The organism is Sulfurospirillum sp., from assembly GCF_036802865.1.
Taxonomy (GTDB): domain Bacteria; phylum Campylobacterota; class Campylobacteria; order Campylobacterales; family Sulfurospirillaceae; genus Sulfurospirillum.
In genome coordinates, this window is sequence record NZ_DAIRVK010000001.1 from 456489 (window position 1) to 474056 (window position 17568).

Annotated in this window: 20 protein-coding genes; 17 read left to right on the forward strand and 3 right to left on the reverse strand. The window is 37.5% G+C overall.

The window, feature by feature from the left end; all coding sequences use genetic code 11:
• Positions 1-49: 49 nt before the first annotated feature.
• From V7Q04_RS02335 to V7Q04_RS02365, 7 genes are all read left to right on the forward strand, one after another.
• The gene (locus V7Q04_RS02335) at positions 50-694 is read left to right on the forward strand and encodes an ABC transporter ATP-binding protein (RefSeq protein ID WP_333803308.1); all 645 of its coding nucleotides are present in this window, start codon (positions 50-52) and stop codon (positions 692-694) included.
• 1 nt (position 695) lies between these two features.
• Entirely contained in the window at positions 696-1469 is a 774-nt protein-coding gene (fliR, locus tag V7Q04_RS02340; RefSeq protein WP_333803309.1) for a flagellar biosynthetic protein FliR, read from the forward strand.
• Between the two features lie 60 nt (positions 1470-1529).
• Positions 1530-2978, forward strand: coding sequence for a hypothetical protein (locus tag V7Q04_RS02345; RefSeq protein ID WP_333803310.1), 1449 nt, complete (start codon positions 1530-1532; stop codon positions 2976-2978).
• Positions 2975-3589 (forward strand): guanylate kinase, encoded by a 615-nt coding sequence (gene gmk / locus V7Q04_RS02350; protein ID WP_333803311.1) that lies wholly within the window; start codon positions 2975-2977, stop codon positions 3587-3589. Before V7Q04_RS02345 ends, gmk begins: the two co-directional genes overlap by 4 nt.
• A gap of 78 nt (positions 3590-3667) precedes the next feature.
• The gene (tatA, locus tag V7Q04_RS02355) at positions 3668-3910 is read left to right on the forward strand and encodes a twin-arginine translocase TatA/TatE family subunit (protein WP_333803312.1); all 243 of its coding nucleotides are present in this window, start codon (positions 3668-3670) and stop codon (positions 3908-3910) included.
• Between the two features lie 9 nt (positions 3911-3919).
• Positions 3920-5506: an arginine--tRNA ligase gene (argS, locus tag V7Q04_RS02360; protein ID WP_333803313.1), complete on the forward strand. Its 1587-nt coding sequence runs from the start codon at positions 3920-3922 to the stop codon at positions 5504-5506.
• Positions 5507-5515: 9 nt separating this feature from the next.
• Complete coding sequence (locus V7Q04_RS02365) at positions 5516-6352, forward strand: DNA/RNA non-specific endonuclease (protein WP_333803314.1); 837 nt, start codon at positions 5516-5518, stop codon at positions 6350-6352.
• A gap of 22 nt (positions 6353-6374) precedes the next feature.
• Here the strand turns inward: V7Q04_RS02365 and V7Q04_RS02370 are convergent, their stop codons facing one another.
• The gene (locus V7Q04_RS02370; protein ID WP_333803315.1) at positions 6375-6785 is read right to left on the reverse strand and encodes a Fur family transcriptional regulator; all 411 of its coding nucleotides are present in this window, start codon (positions 6783-6785) and stop codon (positions 6375-6377) included.
• A 171-nt stretch (positions 6786-6956) separates the two neighbouring features.
• Between V7Q04_RS02370 and V7Q04_RS02375 the strand changes: the two genes are divergently transcribed.
• Positions 6957-7985, forward strand: a complete 1029-nt coding sequence (locus tag V7Q04_RS02375) for a cytochrome-c peroxidase (protein ID WP_333803316.1) — start codon at positions 6957-6959, stop codon at positions 7983-7985.
• 46 nt (positions 7986-8031) lie between these two features.
• Here the strand turns inward: V7Q04_RS02375 and nadD are convergent, their stop codons facing one another.
• Complete coding sequence (nadD, locus tag V7Q04_RS02380; protein WP_333803317.1) at positions 8032-8913, reverse strand: nicotinate (nicotinamide) nucleotide adenylyltransferase; 882 nt, start codon at positions 8911-8913, stop codon at positions 8032-8034.
• A gap of 114 nt (positions 8914-9027) precedes the next feature.
• Between nadD and gap the strand changes: the two genes are divergently transcribed.
• From gap to V7Q04_RS02410, 6 genes are read left to right on the forward strand one after another with little or no spacing between them, the layout of a single operon-like run.
• A complete protein-coding gene (gene gap / locus V7Q04_RS02385) occupies positions 9028-10026 on the forward strand; it encodes a type I glyceraldehyde-3-phosphate dehydrogenase (protein WP_333803318.1) in 999 nt (332 codons plus the stop codon).
• Positions 10027-10038: 12 nt separating this feature from the next.
• Positions 10039-11238 carry a phosphoglycerate kinase gene (locus V7Q04_RS02390; RefSeq protein ID WP_333803319.1) on the forward strand — a complete coding sequence of 400 codons (1200 nt, stop codon included), beginning with the start codon at positions 10039-10041 and terminating at the stop codon, positions 11236-11238.
• Positions 11239-11240: 2 nt separating this feature from the next.
• Positions 11241-11954, forward strand: a complete 714-nt coding sequence (locus tag V7Q04_RS02395) for a triose-phosphate isomerase (protein ID WP_333803320.1) — start codon at positions 11241-11243, stop codon at positions 11952-11954.
• A 14-nt stretch (positions 11955-11968) separates the two neighbouring features.
• Entirely contained in the window at positions 11969-12790 is an 822-nt protein-coding gene (gene fabI, locus V7Q04_RS02400) for an enoyl-ACP reductase FabI (protein ID WP_333803321.1), read from the forward strand.
• A 9-nt stretch (positions 12791-12799) separates the two neighbouring features.
• Positions 12800-13765, forward strand: coding sequence for an ABC transporter permease (locus tag V7Q04_RS02405; RefSeq protein WP_333803322.1), 966 nt, complete (start codon positions 12800-12802; stop codon positions 13763-13765).
• A gap of 24 nt (positions 13766-13789) precedes the next feature.
• Positions 13790-13942: a hypothetical protein gene (locus V7Q04_RS02410; protein ID WP_333803323.1), complete on the forward strand. Its 153-nt coding sequence runs from the start codon at positions 13790-13792 to the stop codon at positions 13940-13942.
• Positions 13943-14000: 58 nt separating this feature from the next.
• Here V7Q04_RS02410 and nusA read toward each other — a convergent pair whose 3' ends face one another.
• On the reverse strand, positions 14001-15125 hold the full coding sequence (gene nusA, locus V7Q04_RS02415) for a transcription termination factor NusA (protein WP_333803324.1): 1125 nt from the start codon (positions 15123-15125) through the stop codon (positions 14001-14003).
• A 253-nt stretch (positions 15126-15378) separates the two neighbouring features.
• Between nusA and V7Q04_RS02420 the strand changes: the two genes are divergently transcribed.
• Genes V7Q04_RS02420 through V7Q04_RS02430 form a run of 3 tightly spaced genes read left to right on the forward strand, consistent with a single transcriptional unit; the run spans position 15379 to position 17563 of the window.
• Complete coding sequence (locus V7Q04_RS02420) at positions 15379-15621, forward strand: HP0268 family nuclease (RefSeq protein WP_333803325.1); 243 nt, start codon at positions 15379-15381, stop codon at positions 15619-15621.
• A 15-nt stretch (positions 15622-15636) separates the two neighbouring features.
• Complete coding sequence (gene miaB, locus V7Q04_RS02425) at positions 15637-16947, forward strand: tRNA (N6-isopentenyl adenosine(37)-C2)-methylthiotransferase MiaB (RefSeq protein ID WP_333803688.1); 1311 nt, start codon at positions 15637-15639, stop codon at positions 16945-16947.
• On the forward strand, positions 16928-17563 hold the full coding sequence (locus V7Q04_RS02430) for a lysophospholipid acyltransferase family protein (protein ID WP_333803326.1): 636 nt from the start codon (positions 16928-16930) through the stop codon (positions 17561-17563). The genes miaB and V7Q04_RS02430 overlap by 20 nt, the downstream gene beginning before the upstream one ends.
• Positions 17564-17568: the final 5 nt, after the last annotated feature.

The window sequence follows — 17568 nt, forward strand, 5'->3', positions numbered from 1 at the left end:
ATTATCAGTGGTGAAGATAGCTCTTCACCACTTCTCCTGAAGGACATTGATGTCTTTACTACACGCACATAATATCTCGCACGCTTTTGACTATCCTTTGTTTGAAAATGTCAATTTTAAATTAGCACCCAAAGAATCGATGGCAATTTTAGGCGTTAGTGGAAGTGGAAAATCAACACTTTTACACATCTGCTCTACACTGCTTCAACCCAATCAGGGAGAAGTGATTTTGTGTGATCATAACATTTATAACGATAATGATGATGCAAGATTAAAACTCAGACGTTATGATGTTGGTATTATTTTTCAGTCACACTACTTGTTTAAGGGCTTTTTTGCCAATGAAAATATTGAATTGGCTTCTTTTATCAGCGATAAAAAAATTGATAATGGCATTTTAGAGCGTTTAGGAATTGCAGATTTTATGAATTACCGTGTGGGTGATCTTTCCGGTGGGCAGCAACAGCGTGTTTCTATAGCACGGGTTTTAGCAAAGAAGCCTAAGATTATTTTTGCAGATGAACCAACGGGTAACCTTGATGATAAAACAGCGCAAGAGGTCATGAATGTTTTGTTTGAGTACATTGAAAAAGAGAATGCTGCGCTTCTTTTGGTTACCCATAATCATCAGTTAGCCAAACAGTGTACTTACGTACGCCATCTCCATGTGGATGGGCTAAAAGAGGAAGCATAACGTGGAATCACTGGTAAAACTTTTTGGTGAACATCAAGTGATACTTTTTTTTCTACTCTTTGCAAGAATTAGTGGACTTTTCGCTTTTTTTCCTTTTTTTTCACATGCGACTATTCCCCTAACCATTAAAACGTCTATGACTTTTTTTATGGTTATCTTTTTATTTCCACTTTTACCAGCTTTACAGGTAATGCCAAATATGCTCAATCTCTCGCTGGCTATCGTTGGAGAGTTACTCATTGGTTTTGTTGCGGGACTTTTTTTAACCATTACTATTTCCATTTTGCAAATGGCGGGTATGCAAATCTCCTTTATTATGGGCTTTACGATGGCAAGTGTCATTGATCCTCAAACAAGTACTTCTATTCCTATTTTATCGCAATTACTCGCTTTGATAGGATTGATGGTTATTTTAGCGTTTAATGGGCATCACCAAATGCTTTTGTTTATTGCTGATTCACTCAGTCTTTTACCTCTGGGAAGCTTTTATCCGCAAACAAATATGCTTACGTATTTGCTCAAGGCAATGACAGGAATGTTTGTTTATGGCTTTATTCTCTCTTTCCCTGTAGTTGCTTTTTCTTTACTCTTAGATGTTGTCTTTGGCATGCTCATGAAAACGATGCCCCAATTCAACCTTTTGGTTATTGGATTTCCTATTAAAATTACAGTTTCTTTTGTAGTATTGGTTGCAACACTGAGCTCTATTATGCTCTTATTTAAGAAAGAGTTCATCGAAGCGATGAATCATTTGACTATTCTTTTTGTGCGTTAAAGCAATCATAAATTTTTTTATACTACAATGAGTGTTAATAATTCTCATTCAGGAGTGAGCATGCGCCTGTTACTACTCAATAATAATCCCGCTGTTTCAAGATTGATCAAACTTAGTGCCGAAAAAGCAGGGTATGAGTTAGATGAGTTTGAAGACTATGGCTTAGTGCCACTTACAACATATGATGTCATTTTGGTCGACAATGAACTTTATGATGAAATAGCTTTATCAGAACTATGTGGTCATATAGGATGTGACTATATCGTTTATATCTGCCAAAGAGGTGCAAAAAAACCTGATACGGTGAATGTTGCGCTTGAAAAGCCATTCTTACCAACAGATTTTTTGGTGCTTTTAGATAAAGTGAAAAATGTAATTGAAAGCCAACAAGCAGATATAACAGAAGAAAATGAAGACGATACATCATTGTCTACTTCACAAGCGACAGAGCTTGCGGATGCTTTTGATATTGACCAAATTGATACACTGGAAACAGAAGATGATATGCTCCCTATTAATCTTTTAGAAGAGGCTGATGATGACTTCAAAGATGAAGAGGACGAAGATATTAGTGAAAAGCTTTCACTGGATGATCTTGCCTTAGACGATCTAAGCTTAGATGACTCTTCAGACGAAGAGAGTTTGGACAATAAACTTGTGGCTAATGACGAATTTTCATTTGATGAAATAGCACCCTTAGAAAAAGAGGATGCAGCACCTTTGGAAGATTTTGATTTTGAAGAAGAGGAGCATGTTTCTTCTACTGCAGATGAAATTGAATCAAAAGAAGTGCTAGAAGAGTCTGTAAATCCATCTGTTTTGGACAAAGATGACATTAATGAAGTAAAACAACTTTTAGATGAAAGTGAAGAGCAAGAAGAAGAGGAAGAAATCTCTGAGTTGTCTTTGGATGCGTTAGAGTTGAATAAAGAAGATGATGCTGGTAAGTTTTTCTTTGAAGATGATGCTTTAAAAGAAGAAGAGTTGCTAGAAGAGGATACATTAGATCTTGAGCTTGATGATAATGATGATTTGAAATTTGAAGATCTCTCCCTTTCTCTGGATACCCCAGAAGCGCTTGAAGAAGAGGCTAATGTTGAGGCTGAAATTCCAGAAAACCAAGAAGAAATTATTGATGATTTTGCAGAAGAGATTGATGAAAAAATCGAAGAAGAAAAAGAGCAAGCTTTAGAAGAAGAACAGTTACTTCCTAAAGCAAATATCAGTTTTGATGATATGGAAAGCGACGATATAGACTCGCTAGATGATCTTAATGAAAATATGCTCAAACACGCTTTTGGCGAGGAACTGGATGAAGAAGATACGCCTACGTTAACCGTTCCAACGCAAAAAGAAAAAAATCAAGAAATTGAAGTAATCCGTGATGAGATTGAGAGCAGTATTGCTAAAAGTATCTCTAGCTTAGCACAGAGTGATATTTTACGTGAAGCACTCAAAGGGATGCGCCTGAATATTACTATTACATTTGATGAAAAAGAGCAAGTGTGAAAGGAAATCTTTTAGTTGTTTCAGGACCTAGTGGATCGGGAAAAAGCTCTTTAATGAAAGAGGTTTTGCAAGAAATTCCTGATTCTTATTTCTCAATTTCCAGTACAACACGACCTATTCGTGAAGGTGAAGTTGATGGCATAAACTACCATTTTATTTCTAAAGAAGAGTTTGAAAACGATATCGATGCAGGATTTTTTTTAGAATGGGCAAAAGTACATGATAACTATTATGGCACCTCTCTAAAACCAATTTTAAAAGAACTTCATGAGGGAAAACTGGTTATCTGCGATATTGATGTACAGGGTCATAAAATTGCACGGGAAAAATTTAGTAGTTTAATTACGTCTGTTTTTGTTACAACTCCAGATCAAAAAAGCCTTAAAGAAAGGTTGCTTAATCGTGGAACTGATAGCGAAGAAGTGATCAAAAAACGTTTAGCTAATGCTGTTTCAGAGATGACATGCATCAGCGAGTATGACTATGTTTTAGTCAACGATGATTTTAAAATTGCACTACATGATTTACTTTCTATTGCTTATGCGTCGCGTAAAAAAATGGAACTGATGGATTTAGGTGAATTTATCAGTGTATGGGCAAATATCGAATAAAAAGTTTGCTTCATTTTTTGTTTACAAAAAAATGATACAATAACATTAATATACAGTTATAAAGACAAAGGAGAGAGTATGGGTTCGTTTAGTATATCGCATTGGTTAGTCATCTTAGCAGTTGTTGTTTTATTGTTTGGTGCTAAAAAAATACCAGAACTTGCTAAAGGTGTAGGTCAAGGCATTAAAGATTTTAAAAAAGCTATCAAAGAAGATGAACAAGCAAAAACTACGGTAGATCAAGTAGAAGCAAAACCTGAGTCAAGCGTTGCACCTACTGCTACAACATCTACACCAGCAGATGAAAAAAAGTCTGTATAAGGTTACGTATTGAAAAAATCGGTTATTCGTGCTATTAAAGAAAAATTACAAAGAGAGTTTGTCTTAGAAAAACCTAGCAATCTCTCTTTTGGTCATTATGCAACTCCTATCGCTTTTTCTCTTGCTAAAGAGTTAAAAAAATCACCTATTGCAATCGCAGAAGAGATTTGTACTCAGTTTGAGGCAGAGGAGATCTTTCAAGAAGTGACTCCTATTAAAGGGTACATCAACTTTAAACTCAGTGAGAGTTTTCTGGATCAGTATGCTACATGGGCAATTCAAAATGAAGCACTTTTTGGAAAAGACGATCAGGATGAGTCAATCCTTCTTGAGTACGTGAGTGCTAATCCTACAGGACCGCTTCATATTGGACATGCTAGAGGCGCGGTTATGGGTGATGCATTGTATCGTATTGGTTCTCATCTTGGTTATAAAATCACAACGGAATATTACGTCAATGATGCGGGTAATCAAGTTGATCTTTTAGGACTTTCTCTGTATCTTGCAGGACGCGAACATGTCCTTAGTTTACCTGTTGAGTGGCCAGAGGAGTTTTACCGAGGCGAATATATTATTGATCTCGCTCATGTTGCAAAAGCTGAACTTGGTCATGCTGTGTTTGAAGATGAAGCTAATATAAAAACGCTCTCTGTTTGGGGCAAGGATAAGATGTTAGAGCTCATCAAATCCAATCTCGCGGATGTCGGCATTGAGTTTGAACAATTTGTGAGTGAAAAGTCGCTTTATGATAAATGGGACGACAGTTTTGCCAAACTTCAAAAGAGTGACAAAACTTACACAGAAGGTGGAAAAGTCTGGATTCGCTCTACAGAACTAGGTGATGAAAAAGATCGTGTCGTTGTAAGAGAAGATGGTAGACCTACTTATCTTGCAGGCGATATTATTTACCATGATAACAAATTTCAAAGAAAATACGATAGATATATCAATATTTGGGGTGCAGATCACCATGGATATATAACTCGTGTTAAAGCAGCAATTAACTTTTTAGGTTACGATGAGCAAAAACTTGAAGTTCTTTTAGCACAAATGGTCTCTCTTCTGAAAGGTGGAGAACCGTATAAAATGAGTAAACGCGCTGGAAATTTCATTTTAATGAGTGATGTTGTCAGTGAGGTAGGAAGTGATGCTTTGCGTTTTGTATTTCTCAGTAAAAAATCAGATACGCATCTTGAATTTGATGTGGATGTCTTTAAACAAGAAGACAGTAATAATCCAATTTTTTATATCAACTATGCGCATGCACGGATTAATCAAATTTTTGCTAAAGCCGAAAAAAGTCTTAGTGATGTGCAAAATGTGAAGTTGGAAAATCTTAGCGAAGAGGCTCAAAATCTTCTCTTTAGTGCGTTATTATTACCAGAAGTTTTAGAAGATGCTTTTCACTCGAGACAAGTGCAAAAAGTGACAGAGTATCTTAAAAACCTTGCAGCGAGTTTGCATAAATTTTACAACGAGAATCGTGTTGTGGGAAGCAGTGATGAAGAAAAACTTCTTAAACTTTTTGCCGTTGTGGCACTTTCTCTTCGCGTAGGACTTAAACTTATCGGCATTAATGCAAAAGACAAAATGTAACGTGTGATTGTGAATAGATCACACATTCTTGCCTCTCTTTTAGCATTTTTCATTAAAAATCCCAAAGTATTTTTTGTAGCCCTTCTTTTAGGAGGGCTTACCTATTCCTATGAAATTTTTATTGCACGTGACACTATGGTGTTTCAGGGTGTCCCTAAAGCTTTAGAGCATTCAATGGCTACATACACGCGTATATTGCGCAATCAAGCCTACATGGTTGGGTATAGCGATTTTAAAGGTAATCCTTTGTGGATTGTTTATAAGCTGACACCTCCACCCCAAAATGCACAGCACCTCAAACGCCCAGATGGCTTTGGTGTAGATTGGCGTAATTTAGGGCTAATCACACCAAGCGATTATACGAATAGTGGATATGATAGGGGGCATATGGCACCTAACCATGCGATAGCTCTTCTGTATGGCAAAGAAGCTCAGCAAGAGACTTTTTTGATGACAAATATTACTCCCCAAAAACCTTCTTTAAATCAAAAATTATGGCAACACTTGGAAGCGATTGAGCTAGAAACTTTCGCACCAAAATTTAAAGAGCTTTGGGTTTACACAGGACCACTATTTGATGCCAAAACAGTTCGACTAAAAAGTTCGCATTGGGTTGAAATCCCAGATGCTTTTTATAAAATATACATTGGAATTACACATAATGGAGAGATCAGAACACTTGCTTTTATCATTCCTCAAAATGCTAAATCCCATGAGCGCCTTGAAAAGTATGTGGTAAGTATTGATGACGTGGAGTATAGTAGTGGATTTGATTTTTTACATCAACTAGATGATGACCTTGAAGAGAGGCTTGAATCAACCATAGAGTTGCAAAACTGGTTTTAAAATGCTTTACATGTAAGAGATGTTATTGATTACTCTGACACGCTTTGCAGGTTCCATTTATGACAATGAAACTGTTATTAATGTGAAAACCACTTTGAGAAGAGATCGTCTCTAAAAGGGGTTTTGTCTCTACGAACATATCTTCAACACTACCACACTCTGAGCATAAAAGATGAATGTGGGGCACTTTCTTGATTTCATATTGTTGTTTTTGGTGTGGAAGCTTAACCTCTTCTAGAATATGAAAAGAGATAAGGTCGTTGATGTTACGGTAAAGTGTTGCTTTGGACATCGTAGAATATTTTTGAAAAATGGCGTCATAAAGTGTGTCGATATCGACATGTCCAAACTGATCGATGGAATCTAAAATAACAAGCCTTTGGTGTGTTGATTTGAGGTTGCTTGCTTTTAAAACATCTTTAAATCGATCCATTGAATATATATCCTTAATATATGATACAAAATTTTATAGGAGCTGAACTTAATAAGATATTAACTATCCTATTTATTCCTATTTTGTAATAGTATTTAATTCTAAATAAGATTAATTACTATTTAAGATAAATATTCATATAATTTTTCTACATCTTAAAAAGGAGTGGAAATGCAAATTTCTAAGGCATTAAGTCTTTGTGCGTTAAGTGCAACCATGTTATTTGGGGCAAATGGTTTGGTTGACAAGGTCAAGCAAAATGGTATTGAATCAATTCCTGTAAGTCAACTGGAAATTTTGAAATTAATAGATGATCCTAAGGATCCAATCACTGTTGCCAAAGTAGAGCTGGGTAAAAAACTCTATTTTGATCCTCGTATGTCTAAAAGCTCAATTATTAGTTGCAATACCTGTCACAATTTAGCGATAGGGGGAACGGATGGCATTAGTGCAGCAATCGGACATGGCTGGACTGCAAACCCTCATCATCTGAACTCTCCAACGGTGTATAACTCTGCCTTTTTTAAAGCACAATTTTGGGATGGAAGAAGCCCACACTTAGCAGACCAAGCACAAGGTCCAGTTCAAGCAGGACCTGAGATGGCAGCGCCCCCAAAATTGGTGGAAGAGCGCATTAACTCTATTCCTGAGTATGTTGAATTTTTCAAAGGTGCGTATGGCGATACTGTAAAAATCAATTTTGAGAAGATTACCTCTACGATTGCAATTTTTGAAAAAACATTGGTGACACCATCTCGTTTTGATGATTTTATCAATGGTAATGACAATGCACTTTCTAAAGCTGAAAAAGAAGGGCTTGAAGTCTTTATTGATAAAGGGTGTGCGAGTTGCCATAACGGTATTGCTTTAGGTGGTACCATGCAGCCATTCCAAGTAGCGGGTAAATACAAATTTGCTCAAGTGGGTGATTTTGTGGGTGATAAAAATGGGATGGTTAAAACACCAACACTTCGAAATATCAGTGAGACGGCTCCATATTTTCACAATGGTGCGATTTGGACACTTAAAGATGCGATCAAAGAGATGGGAAGTACACAGTTAGGAATTAGTATCAGTGATGCTGAGAGTACAAAGATTGAAACATTCTTGAAAGCATTGAAAGGCAGAAAGCCTGTGGTTATTTATCCTGAGCTTCCCGAAAGCAGTGAAAAAACACCTAAACCAGACGCTAAACTTTAATGAAGTTACGCCTTCCTAGCAAAACTAGGAAGGCGCATCAATACATTTACTCTACGCCACGTACTCTTTTCATCTCATCTTCTCTCTCTTTGAGGAAAAGTTCCAAGTTGTATTTTACACGATAAGCAGGTGTCATCAGGTGAATTAAAACATCTCCCATATCAATAACAGTCCAGTTATCATCGGCATCAACATTGAGAAAATTCTCTCCTGCACCTTTGAGTTCGGTTTTAAGATGATCTAAAAGTGAAAGCCCATGTCTCTCACCCATTGTTGTTGCAATAACAACTGTGTTGACAAAATAATCTTTACCTGTCATATCAAATACTTGTATATCTTCTGCTTTTTTGTCGCTTAACGCAGTGACGATTCTCTCTATTCTATTATCCATTGGATTCCTTGTATAAAACGCTATCACTTCATTTTCGATGGCTTTTGGGATAAATCTTCTATCCAAAAATGAGCGGAGCTTTGAAGAACTGATATTAACATTAATTGGTAAAATTTTCAAGTCTTTGGGCGGTGTAAATTCTCCACGAGGCGCTACAACAAATTCTACCAGTGAGCAAAGTTCCTCGTGACGGTTCCATTTGGGGAGTGCCTTAAAACTGTCGCTTCCAACGATCAAAAAAAGTTTTGCTTCAGGATAGAGACTCTTTACATGTAAAACGGTTTCAATCGTTGGAACTTGTCTTTTTTGATCGCATTCATACGAAAAAATTTCGACTTTTTCCATGCCTTCAAACATCTTTGAAAGCCACGCTTGGCGCATGGGTGCAGGGGCACAGAAGCTCTCTTTAAAAGGGCTGAGGTATGTTGTTACGACTAAAAGCTTGTCAATATCAAGAATTTCAAGGGCTTTTTTGACAATGAGTTCGTGCCCAGTATGGGGAGGATCAAAGGAACCTCCAAAAATAGCTATATTCAACTTTAGGACTCCATGGACTTTTTAAACTTTTTTATACATCATTTTTGCTAAAATAATTCGCTTTTCTCTAAAAGCAAATGGACTAAAACGACTATTATATCAAAAGGAATACCTATGGCACTCAAAATTGCTATAAATGGATTTGGTCGCATTGGAAGATGCGTCGCAAGAATTATTGATTCAAGGGACGATGTTGAGTTGGTGTGTGTTAATGATACGGCTGAACGTTCTATGACAAAACAATTACTCAAATACGATAGTGTACATGGTATTTTTCAAGGAACAGTTGAACTGTTAGAAAATGATTATATGCAAATAGGAAAAGCAAAAGTTAAAATGTTTTCAACCCGCGATCCTAAGGCTTTAAATTTCGCTGATTATGGCGTCGATGTTGTGCTTGAATGTACCGGTGCCCTTTTAACCCAAAAAGATACACAAGTTTTTATTGACAATGGCATCAAAAGAGTTGTTATGTCAGCTCCTGCAAAAGATGATACTCCGACCTTTGTTATGGGTGTAAATGACCATACCTATGCAGGTCAAGCGATTGTCTCTAATGCTAGTTGTACCACAAACTGTTTAGGACCCGTAGCTAAAATTTTGGATGATGCGTTTGGCATTGACAAAGGTTTAATGACAACGGTTCACTCTTATACCAACGATCAAAATATTTTAGATGTCAAACACAGTAAAGATTTACGCCGTGCACGTGCTGCTGCGATCAACATGATCCCAACCAGTACAGGTGCTGCAAAAGCAATCGGCTTAGTGCTTCCACACCTCAAAGGAAGACTCCATGGACAAAGCGTCCGTGTTCCAACACCTAACGTCTCTATCGTTGATTTGAACGTTGTTGTTAAAAAAGATACAACCAAAGAAGAAGTCAATGCACTTTTCACACAACATGCCAATGGAAGTTTGAAAGGTATTTTGGAAGTGGATGTTGAACAAAGAGTTTCTCAAGATTTCGTTACTACGACATGGAGTTCTATTGTTGCAACAGATTTGACACAAGTTATTGGTGGCAATATGGTTAAAGTAATGGCATGGTATGACAACGAATGGGGTTACTCATCTCGTCTGGTTGACATGGCTGTACACGTAAGCAAATAAAAAGGATAGGGAATGATTCGCTCCATTAGAGATTTAGATATTGCAGGTAAAAAAGTTTTTATTCGTTGTGATTTCAACGTACCACTAGATGAGTTTGCAAATATCACAGACGATAGACGTGTACGTTCAGCAATTCCTACCATTCGTTACTGTTTAGACCATGGCTGCTCCATTATTTTGGCAAGCCATTTAGGACGTCCAAAAGGTGTTGTGGATGAAAAGTATTCACTCGCACCTGTTCAAATGAGACTTAAACGTCTTTTAGACAAAGAGGTGATTTTATCCAGTGATGTGATTGGCAAAGATGCAACTGAAAAAGCAGCCGCACTTCAACCAGGAGAGATCTTACTTTTAGAGAATCTACGTTTTAGCAAAGGTGAAACAGCAAACGATGAAGAGTTTGCAAAAGCATTAGCAGATATGGCAGAAGTCTATATCAACGATGCGTTTGGTGTTTGCCATCGTGCACACGCTTCGGTTGAAGCCATTACACATTATTTTAATGAAAAAAGTTCTGCTGCTGGATTTTTACTTCAAAAAGAAGTTGAATTTTCTAAAAATCTTCTTCGCCGTCCAACACGTCCGTTTGTCGCCGTTGTCGGTGGTAGTAAAGTGAGTGGAAAACTTCAAGCACTTGTCAATCTTCTTCCACGTGTCGATAAACTGGTGATTGGTGGCGGTATGGCATTTACTTTCCTCAAAGCGCAAGGTCTTGATATTGGAAATTCGTTGGTTGAAGATGAACTCCTTGATGAAGCAAGCCGTGTCATGGAAGAGGCAAAACGCTTAGGTGTTAAGCTCTACTTACCTGTGGATGTTGTGGCGGCACAGACATGTTCGCAAGATGCAACAATTAACTTTGTAACGGTTCAAGAAATTCCAAAAGGTTGGATGGGGCTTGATATTGGGCCTGCAACTTCACGTTTGTTTAGAGAAGCACTTGCAGATGCTCAAACCATTCTTTGGAATGGTCCGATGGGTGTATTTGAGCTTGAAAAATTCTCAAAAGGTAGCTTTAAAATGTCACATGATATTGCTCAAGCACATGCAACAACGGTTGTAGGTGGTGGTGATACAGCAGATGTTGTCGCCAGAGCAGGGGATGCAGATGAAATGACATTTATCTCTACAGGTGGTGGAGCGAGCTTAGAGCTTATCGAAGGCAAAGTACTGCCTGGTGTCAAAGTACTGAGTACAAGTGAGACTGAATAAGCATGATTATTGCCTCAAACTTTAAAACAAATTACACAAGAGGTTCGGCAAAGGCTTTTATCAATGAGATTCAAGCATTTGTTTCCAATACAAAAAGTACGCAACAAGTGCGTATTTTTGCGCCCTTTACAGCGCTTGATTCTTTTGATGATGTCCCAAGTCTTAAAGTGGGTGCGCAAAACTTTTACCCTGTTCAAAGTGGTTCATACACAGGCGAAATTGGTTTTGAACAGCTTGAAGAGTTTGGCATTGAAACGGTACTTATTGGACACAGTGAAAGACGCCATATTCTCAAAGAGGCACAAAGCTTTATAGCCCAGAAATACGATTTTGCAAAAGCAAGAGAAGCTGAAATTATCTATTGTATTGGTGAACCACAAGAGATCAGGGTTCAGGGTATTGATGCAGTTATGAGTTATCTTTGGGAGCAATTTGAGGGTGTTGATATTAATTATGACAAACTCATTATTGCCTATGAGCCTGTTTGGGCGATTGGTACGGGATTGACTGCAAGCTTGGAAGATATTGAAGAGGTACTAACAAGGCTTTGTGAAAAGCTCTCTGCTCCACTTTTGTATGGTGGAAGTGTTAAAGTGGACAACATTGAATCCATTTTACATGTAAAAGCTTGTGAGGGTGTTCTGGTAGGAACTGCTAGTTGGAATGAGAAAGCATTTTGCGAGATGATTCGCATCGCTGATAACGTAAAAAAATAAGAGGAGTTTGAGTTATGATCATGAAAGGCAAAAAAGGTCTTATCGTAGGTATCGCCAATAATAAATCAATTGCATATGGAATCGCTAAAGCATGTAAAGAGCAAGGTGCCGAATTAGCATTTACGTATCTTAACGAGCAGTTAGAAAAAAGAGTCCGTCCTATCGCTGAAGAATTTGGTTGCGACAAAGTGTATGAGCTTGACATTAACAATCCTGCTCACTTGGAAGCGTTAACTGCGTCATTAGAAAAAGATTTTGGAAAGATTGATTTTGTGGTTCATTCTGTTGCTTATGCCCCAAAAGAGGCATTAAGCGGTAAGTTTGTTGATACCACTAAAGAGGCTTTTGATATTGCTCTTGGTACATCTGCATATTCATTGGTTTCACTCTCACGTGCATGTTTGCCTGTTATGAATGACAATGGTTCTATCTTGACATTGACCTATTTAGGAGGACCACGTTATGTCCCTCACTACAATGTTATGGGTGTTGCAAAAGCTGCATTAGAAGCAAGCGTTCGCTACCTTGCCGTTGATCTTGGAAGTCGTGGTATTCGTGTCAATGCCATCAGTGCTGGTCCTATCAAAACATTGGCTGCTAGTGGTATTGGTGATTTTAGAATGATTCTTAATTGGAATGAAGTGAACTCTCCACTTCGCAAAAATGTTACTACGGATGAAGTAGGCAACAGTGGTATGTATCTTTTAAGTGACCTCTCAAGCGGTGTTACAGGCGAAATTCATTACGTCGATGCAGGTTATAGCATCATGGGTATGGGTATGGATGAGACTGATGCTGAGGGTCATACAGTACTTGCGTGGGATATGCAAAAATAAGGAAGAAGTATGAAATTAGTACTGCAGAAATTTGGATATGTAGTACTGATGCTCTGCATTATTTCTCTCATCTCTTTTGGAGCGATTCATCTCGCTCCTAACTCTTTTTTTGCCAGCGGCGAACTCAACCCCAATATTACTCCTGAAGCCTTAGACCAACTCAAGCGTATTTACGGACTCGATCAATCTTTATCGGTACAGTTTTTTGCATGGTTTAAAGCAATCTTCCAACTTGATTTTGGCATCTCCTTTGCCAGCGGTAAGTCTGTACGCGATGAGATACTTGAACGGTTACCCATTACACTTTTGATGAATGTTATTAGTATGATTTTGGTCTTTATTTTAGCGCTTTATTGGGGCATAAAATCAGCCATGAAGCAAACAAGTCTGTATGATAAAAGTATCAAACAGTTTGCCTTAATTAGTTATGCAATGCCTTCGTTTTACCTCTCTTTGCTGTTGGTGATTCTTTTTTCGGTTCAATGGAAAATTTTCCCTATATCGGGATTACATTCACAAGGTATCAGTGGAACGGGAATTCGCTATATGGCAGATATGGCGTGGCATCTTACTTTGCCTATTTTCGTTATGGTTTTTGGTGGATTAGGGAGTTTGATTTTATATGTGCGAAGTTTGACGCTTAATATTTTAAAGAGTGACTACATATTTTTTGCTAAAAGTAGAGGTGTTGAAGGGAAAGCTCTTTTAATGCGTTTTATTCTTCCAAATCTCTCTCCTCCAATAGTCACAATTCTGGGGCTTTCGCTTCCAGGGCTTATTGGTGGCAGTGTGATTTTAGAGTCTATTTTTGCGATTAATGGTATGGGACTTCTTTTTTATCAAAGCGCTTTAAGTCGTGACTATCCCGTAATTATGGGTATCCTTATTATCTCTTCATTTTTAACTTTACTGGGTAATATGATTGCCGATTTGGTGTTAAATAAACTCAATCCTCACTTTAAACGACGAGGATAAAATAACTTTGAAAAGGACAAAACAATGAAAAATATTCTTTTAGCTTTAGTAGCAGTTGCTTTGATGAGTGGCTGTGCAACGTGGGGTGGCATTAAAAAAGATGCGAAGGATGGTGCCGAATGGACAAAAGAAAAGATCAACAATGGTGCAAGTTACGTTAAAGAAAAAACAGAATAGATGCAAAATAAAAAGGGTAACATGTAAAGCAGCTCGCTTTACATGTTAGAAGATAATATTATAGTCCGCCGAAAAGGTTTTTAAGTGCGTTTGGATCGCGTTCTGGTTGATCATCGTTTGCAGATTCACTTGAGGAGGTCGTACCTGATCCTGATTCAACCAATTCAATTTCAAATCCAGTGAGCATTGAAGTCAAACGGATATTAATACCATTTTTACCAATCGCTTTTGATTTTTGATCACTTGGAAGGGTAACAATAGCTTTACCGTTTTGAATTTTAACATTAGAGATGATTGCTGGGCTAAGAGCACGCGCTATAAAAATCTCAGGAATGTTTGAGTACTCAATACAGTCGATATTTTCATTGTGAAGCTCTTTACTCACCGCATTAATTCGCACACCTTTTGTTCCAACAGTAGCCCCAACAGCATCAATGTTTGGATGAAGTGACATCAGTGCAATCTTAGCACGCTCACCTGGAATTCTAGCACTACCAATAATTTTGATCAATTCGTCTTTAATCTCAGGGACTTCAAGTTCCAACAGTGACTCTAAGAATTTTGGACTGGTGCGAGAAAGCTCGACATACATGCCTTGAGTTTTGTCAATGAGTACTTTACGAATAACACTTTTTACAACATTTCCAACTTTAAATTTCTCACCTTTGATACGGTTTTTACGTGGTAATACTGCACGAATTTCGTCAATTTCAATATAGGTATTTTCATCGTTATCTACACGTGCAACGGTTCCAAAAACAGTTTTACCCACTAATTTTTGGTATTTTTCAAAAATATTATTTTCTAAAAGTCGTTGAATATGGTACTCAAGCTCTTTTTGAAGTGTGGCAGCGGCAGTTCTACCTAAATTATCAAGTGGAAGTTCATAGGTAAGTTCATCACCAATTTCAATGTCAGGATCAACTTCTTTTGCATCTTTGATTGCAATAAAATTTTCATTACCTTGCAAAAGTCTTTCATCATCGGGGGTAACAACAATAACTTTTTGATAGAGTTTAAGTGTTTTAGTTGCAGGATCAATTTCTGCACCGTATTCGTATTCTGCACCGTAAATTCTTTTAGCAGTTTTAACGAGTGCTACGGTAACAGTGTTCTTAACTTCGTTAATGTCAAGCCCTTTTTCATGGGCAATAGATTCTATAATGTCTACAATTTTTTCCATAAGTTTCCTTAAAAAGATGCATATTTTTTATGTCATGTGTGTTATTCGCAATGATGAAAAATCAAAAATGGAAATTTAAACGATTGCGGTGAAGAGTAAGGATTATAACTAAAATCTTCTTTTATTTTTCTTTATGGAAGAGCAGTTGTTTGCTTTTAATGAGGAATTTATCGAAAACAAAGTATACTTCGCGATATATCTTTGTGCGTATTGGACACACACGATAATTTTCTCGATAGAAAAGAGGTTTACAATGGAAATTAAATTAGCAAGAAATGAAATTAATGGAAAACCAAAGACAATTACATTGGACAAAGTGACTGAGATTATTGAAAAAGAAGGGCAAAAGATTTTTTATTTTGATAAAGAAAACTCTCACAAAGACCTTGTATCACTCGTTGAGCATTTTGAAGCACAAGGATTTAGCGTTTATTTAAGAGATATTCGTTACGGTTTGGGAGAGAGCGATTATATGTACGAAGTACATATTCTTTAAGGCTAGATTTTGGGTATTACAGAGGCAAAAAAACTTTACATAGAAACCCTTGGCTGTGCGATGAATGTGCGAGACTCCGAGCACATTATCGCCGAGCTTGGGGATAAAGAAAATTATGTTTTAACCAGTAATCTACAAGATGCTGATCTTATTTTAGTTAATACATGCAGTGTTCGTGAAAAACCTGTAAGCAAACTTTTTTCAGAGATTGGTAAATACAATCTTCAAAAAAAAGAGGGTGCGAAGATAGGTGTATGCGGATGCACCGCAAGTCATTTGGGTAAGGAGATTTTTAGACGTGCTCCTTATGTCAGTTTTGTCATTGGTGCACGCAATGTCTCCAAAATTTCTACAGCAGTTAATACCGAAAAATTCCTCAGTGTTGACACTGACTATGATGAAAGTACTTACGCATTTGGTGAGTACCGCAACAGTCTTTATAAGGCGTATGTCAATATTTCCATCGGTTGTGATAAAAAATGTACCTATTGCATTGTGCCTCAAACCAGAGGCGATGAAATTTCTATCCCTGCTGAACTCATAGTCAATGAAGCGAGAAAAGCTGCTCAAAGTGGGGCAAAAGAGATCTTCTTACTCGGGCAAAATGTGAACAATTACGGTAGACGTTTTAGCGGGAATGTTGAGCGTAGCATGGACTTTTCAGATTTACTCAATCAAATAAGTGAAATTCCTGAAATTGAGCGCATTCGTTTTACTTCTCCTCATCCACTGCATATGGACGATAAATTTTTAGAAACTTTTGCTAATAACCCAAAAGTATGCAAATCAATGCATATGCCATTGCAAAGTGGTTCAACCCATATTTTAGAGCAGATGAAACGTGGTTATAGCAAAGAATGGTTTTTAAATCGAGCTTTGAAACTTCGTGAAATGATCCCAGATGTTTCTATAAGTACTGACATTATCGTTGCATTTCCCGGTGAAAGTGATGCTGATTTTGAAGATACGCTTGATGTGATACGACGCGTTAAGTTCGAGCAAATTTTTGCGTTCAAATACTCTCCACGACCTCTTACAAAAGCAGCTGAATTTACGAATCAAATTGATTCTGAAATAGGATCAGCTAGACTTGAGCGATTACAGCTTCTGCAAGATGAAATTTTAGATGAAATTGCAGAGAGTAAACGAGATAAAGTCTACCCTGTTTATATTGACGAGCTTCGAAATAGTGGCTTTTTGGCAGGACGAAGTGATAATAATGCACTTGTCCAGATTAAAGGTGATGAAAGTTTATTAGGGCAAACCATAAACATTAAAATCACCAATCCTAAACGACTTTCCCTTTATGGCGAAATTGTTCTCTAAAGAGCTTAAACGTAAACTGTTGGTGTGGATTGTTCCACCCCTTGTTTACGCATTAATCAAGCTTTTATTCTTTACGTGTAAAAAGAAATTTTATCTTCCACACAATGGCTCAGAAACCCCTAGTATCTATGTACTTTGGCATGGAGAAATTCTTATGGCAGCCGCTGCCTATAAACACTATACAAAACGCACAGAAGCTGATACGATTGTCAGTAACCATTTTGATGGTGAATTAGTGGCTCGGTTAATGCAACTTTTTGGAGGAGGAACTATTCGTGGAAGTTCGTCCAAAGGTGGCGCTTCTGTTTTACGGCAAGCATTAAAGTCGCTTCAAAAAGGTCGTGATGTTGCTATGACACCTGATGGTCCAAGAGGCCCAAGGCATACTGTCGCGGATGGTGCTGCTGCACTTGCAATGATGAAAAAAGTACCTATTGTTGCTATGAATTGCAATCCAACATCATATTGGAAGATGAAGAGTTGGGATCAGTTTTGCATTCCAAAACCTTTTTGCACGATAGAATTTTATTTTGCAGATCCCTTTTACGTCCATGAATTAACACTCGAAGATGCCAAAGCGTTAATTCAAAAGCGCCTGTTAGAGCACTCGGTTTGATGCAC